Annotated in this window: 3 protein-coding genes; 1 reads left to right on the top strand and 2 read right to left on the bottom strand. The window is 47.3% G+C overall.

The genetic code is table 11. The features are described from left to right. Nucleotides 1–433 (bottom strand): pyridoxal-phosphate dependent enzyme (locus IQ219_RS16740; protein ID WP_194073356.1); only part of this gene is annotated, 433 nt, incomplete at its 3' end. 355 nt (nt 434–788) lie between these two features. Here IQ219_RS16740 and IQ219_RS16735 point away from each other — a divergent pair. Then, nucleotides 789–2,261 (top strand): glycosyltransferase family 39 protein, encoded by a 1,473-nt coding sequence (locus IQ219_RS16735; RefSeq protein ID WP_194073355.1) that lies wholly within the window; start codon nt 789–791, stop codon nt 2,259–2,261. 18 nt (nt 2,262–2,279) lie between these two features. On the opposite strand, the gene IQ219_RS16730 is transcribed toward IQ219_RS16735, so the two are convergent. Then, on the bottom strand, nt 2,280–4,936 hold a 2,657-nt coding region (locus IQ219_RS16730; protein ID WP_194073354.1), incomplete at its 5' end, for a diguanylate cyclase.

The raw sequence follows: 4,936 nt of genomic DNA, 5'->3' as shown, positions 1-4,936 counted from the left end.
TGCTAGCACAGGAAACGGTGGTAAAGCCCAATTCCCGGGCCCTGGTGAGGGCAACGGAAACCACCCGGTCCTTGAAGCTCAAGGTGGGCATGTTGACTGCGTCGTTTTTAATGTAAAGATTTTTCAGCCCCAGGCGACGGGCTAAACGGTGGGACTTAACCAAAGGGGTCATGCCAGTGCCCACGTCAATCACATCCTTACCAGTGACGGGCAGAAAGGCACGGTAACGCCAGATGGAATTGGGGCCAGCTTCAATGGTTTCCCGGGTGACGTGGCGGCGAATCAAATCATAGTCGTAGGCCACTTCCAGGGGAGCAAAGGTTTCTTCACAGATATGTAGCGCTTTGAGGGGATATTCGGTGTTCCCTTCCTTAGAAACCAGTTTGGTGCAGGCGGAAATAAATTCTGGGGCCGTGGTAGTGGCGGTGGTCATGGGGCAAAGTCCTAATTTCATTAATCTTTCGGCATACTAACACGGGGCAAAATAGGCGTCAATTAATCCCGACTATTTTTGTCGGATTTAGTTTTTTTGGACCAAGATGAGCCTTCTTTACCCCGCATTGATGGAGAGATTGGGTAGGGAGCGGGCTAAAATAGGTCGGTTTTTCTCCCATGGAGTTAAGCCCTGTAACCTTGGTTGGCCCCTAGGCAACTGTTTGTAAAGTTTGAGTTTTACTCTCCATTTACCCATCGGAAAATTCCGGTAAGGCTGGACAATGTTGAGCTAAATCCTGCCAACATCGAGGCGAGGAGCTTTGCAAACCCCCTCTAAAAACCCAGAGAAATTAATGAAACTAACTTGGTTGAATTCCCAGCGTCGGTTTATTTCGGTGATTATTTACCTGACAATTTTCGTTCGGGTTTTGACCCTTGGCCTCTACGCTGTAGCAGACAGAACCGAAGCCCGCTACGCAGAAATTGGCCGCAAAATGGCAGAAACCGGCGACTGGATTACGCCCCAGATCGACTATGGCGTACCTTTTTGGGGCAAACCGCCCCTGTCTACCTGGTTGACGGCGGCATCATTCAAAGTTTTTAGTGTTAACGAATTTGCGGCGAGGCTATCTTCTTTTCTGCCAATTTTATTGGCCAGTTACTTAGTTTATTTATTGGCAAAAAGCAAGGGAATTAACTACGCTTTAGTTAGCACGATGATTCTGATTACCACCCTGGGCTTTTTTGTCAGCAGTGGGGCGGTAATGACAGATCCAGCTTTAGTGTTGGGAACCACCCTATCTATGGTGGGTTTTTGGCAAGCTTACCGGTCTGAGCCTAATGCGGTTCGCCTCTGGGGATATTTATTTTTCGTGGGGCTGGCGATCGGTTTATTAGCCAAGGGGCCCATCGGGGTTGTGTTAGTTTTTCTACCCCTAACTATTTGGACAATTTGGCAGAGAAATTTACCTAGGGTTTGGGCCCAATTACCTTGGATTGAAGGCATTTTATTAACAGCATTGATAGCGGTGCCTTGGTATTTGCTGGCGGAAGCTAAAACCCCTGGCTTTTTGGATTATTTCATTGTGGGGGAACATTGGAAAAGATTTGTGGAAAAAGGTTGGGAGGGAGATCTATACGGCAGTGGCCACGCCCATCCCTACGGCATGATCTGGGTGTATTGGCTGCTAGCCGCATTCCCCTGGTCATTGCTAACGTTGGGATTAGTAGGCAAAATAATCTGGCAAGTTAAAGTCAAACAAACTAAGCTGACTTTACCGACCTCAGACCAGGAATGGCTTAGCTATCTGCTGCTGTGGGCTCTGGCTCCGATGGTTTTCTTTACTCCTTCGGCCAATATTTTATGGACCTACGTTTTACCAGGTTTACCGGCATTCGCTTTGCTATTGGCGGAATTATTATTGATATTTTGGCAGGATCAACCCGTCAATAAATATGTCATTGCCCCTGGCCTATTAATTCCTTTACTATTTCTCTTTGCTTTGCCGATAGTGGTTAATGTAGCTAATCAAAATTCCCAAAAATATATTGTCAGTCGCTATCAACAATCCTGTGCAGAATGGGGGCAGGGATCAAACTGTCAATTGTTTTATGTTTTTAATCGACCCTACTCAGCGGAATTTTACTCTTCAGGCCAGGCAAAACAGATGGAAATGCACGACATAGCTCCGCTGCTCGAAAAAAATAGCCACAATTATTTCGTTATTAGAACGGATGATATTAAAGCTTTTCCGCCGGAAATTGCTTCCCAACTTAACCGGGTGGATCAATATAGTGCCTATACGCTTTTTGCCCAGGTTAACTAATAAGAAAATCTAAAAAAATTAGTCGGCCATGATGACCCGATTGCGGCCGGCGTCCTTAGCTTGGTAGAGGGCCCTATCTGCGGCTTGGATGATGTTGGCCATGGTTTGTCCGTGGTCAGGATAGCAGGCTACCCCCAGGGAAACGGTCAATGTGCCCAGTTGTCTGCCTTTGTAATCTACTGCCATGGTGGCGATCGCCTGACGGAGGGATTCCGCTTTAACTAGGGTATCTTCCATGGAGGTTTGGGGCAAAACAATGGTCATTTCCTCCCCACCGTATCGACAGGCAATGTCAGAACCACGAATGTTACTTTGCAGAATGCGCCCAATAACTTTCAGCACATGATCTCCAGCATCGTGTCCTAGTTGGTCATTGAACTGTTTGAAATGGTCAATGTCCCCCATAATCACCCCGATGGAATAGTTATAGCGCCGAGCCCGGCCAATCTCCTGCAGAAAAAACTGTTCTAGGTAACGGCGGTTAAATAGCCCCGTGAGTGGATCTCGTATGCTCTGATTTTCTAGCCTTTCCCGCAATTTGATATTGGCGATCGCCAGACTAACCTGTTCGGCGATGGTTTTAGCTAACTGTTGTTGTTCCAGGTTAATTGTCCCGGCTCGCTGACTACAGAGATTCAGTAAACCAAGGGTTTCCCCCTGGGCAACCAGAGGAATGCAGAGACTTTCCTGGGTGGAATATTGGTCATCGAGATGATTACAAAACAAATCGTGTTGGTCTTGCCCCACCCAATGAACCTGACCCCGCCGCAGAGCCCAACAGTCAACGCTATTAAACACCGGCTGGGAACAGGGGAAAGCTCCCCAGGTTTTGGCCAGTTCAAAATAATTGGCCGTGGAATCAAAAATGAAAATTGCTCCGGCAACATCTGGGAAAAGTGGTTTAGCCAGGGCAGCCACACTGGCACAGGCATCTTCCACTACTACACAGGACTGTAAATACTCATTCAGGGTGGAAAGCAATTCCATTTCTTGATTGCGGCGCTTAAGCTCCTCCAGTCGTTCCTGCAATTGTTCATTGACTTGGTAGAGTTTTTCTTCGCTTTTGGCCAAGGCTTGGGTTCTTTCCATTACCCTCTGCTCCAGTTCAACATTGAGCTTTTCCAATTCCGCTTCTACCCTTTCCCGCTGGCGGAGAGCTTGTTTTTGTTGCTTTATGTCCACCACCACACAAATAGTCAAATCAGTATTCCCCTCAAAGGGAGCTGCCCCCACCAAAACCGGGACAGTGTGGCCATCCTTGTGATAGTACTCCTTTTCCCAGGGCTTAGTGAGGCCGTATTTTTGCAAATTTTCCACGGCTTCCATATCTTTAGCCCGGTGTTCTGCTGGAGTAAGGGCATCCCAGCGGATTAAACCCGCTTCTAGTTCCTTGCGGCTGTAGCCCAGCATATTCAATAGACAATTGTTAGCCTCGGCCACTTCACCGCTGAGACTGGCAAACATGATGCCGACAATGTCCGACTCAAACACTTTCCGAAAACGAGACTCACTATTTTGTAGGGCAATTTCTGCTTCTTTTTGCTTGGTAATATCCATGGCAACGCCCTGGAGCCCAATTACCTCTCCCGTTAGGTTAAATAAAGCTTCGGTTTTTGCCCAAATCCAGCCCTGACTGCCATCTGTCCGGCAAAAACGATAGGCTGACTCCTGGGTTTGCCCAGTTTGTAAGACATACTCCACTATTTCCCCATAGCGTTGGCGATCGTCGGGGTGGATGAGTTGTTCTAGCTCTTGATAGCTGGGAGCACCCTGTTGGGGATCGCGCCCGAACATTTGAAAAATTTCCTCTGACCAATTAATTTTGCCGGAACGTAAATCGAATTTCCAGCGACCTAATTTAGCTAATTTTTGGGTTTCTATAAGTTCTGTTTCCCGTTGCCGCAATTGATCTTCGGCTAATTTCCGGTCTGTAATATCTATTCCCGAGGTTACGAATTCAATCAGATTGCCTTCTTTGTCAAAAATAGGCTTATTGGTCCAGGCTATCCAGGCCCGATCGCCATTTTTTTTAATATTTTCATTTTCGGTGGATTGATACTTTTCGGGATTTTGGATGATATCTGCGATGTAGGCCTCTAAATCACGCCCAGAGCTACTGACTAGGGGCACAATTGTCTCGAAAACTGACTTCCCAACCATTTCTTCGGCGCTAAAGCCAAAAAAATCCTGGGCATATTGGTTAGCAAAAGTAATTGTCCCTGCCGGTGACCAACGACCCACAATGGTATTGAGGGACTCCACTAGGGTGCGATATTTTTCTTCGCTTGCTTCTAATACACGGCGAGCTTCTTGACGGTCATTAATGTCAATGCAATAACCCATATAGCCGAGAAATTTTCCATCCGGAGCAAAACGGGGCACTCCATTCTCCAACAACCAATGGTATTCTCCCTGTCGGTTCCGCAGACGATACTCCATGGTGTAGGGCTGCCGAGCGTCAAAGGCTTTGACGTAGGTTTGTAGGCAGTGGTCAAAATCTTCGGGATGTATCCCCTCTGTCCAGCCATTACCCTGTTCCTGCTGGAGGGTGCGGCCGGTGAAGTCGAGCCAAGATTGATTGAAATACAAATAGCCTTTGTCCAAACCAGCGATACAAATTAGCACGGGGGCGTTATCCACCAAGCTGAGAAATTGTTCTTCACTCTCTTGGAGGA

It is taken from the genome of Synechocystis sp. LEGE 06083 (assembly GCF_015207725.1).
Taxonomy (GTDB): Bacteria; Cyanobacteriota; Cyanobacteriia; order Cyanobacteriales; family Microcystaceae; genus Synechocystis; species Synechocystis salina.
Note: the sequence above shows the minus strand (reverse complement) of the source record. Positions and strands in the feature narration are given on the sequence as shown.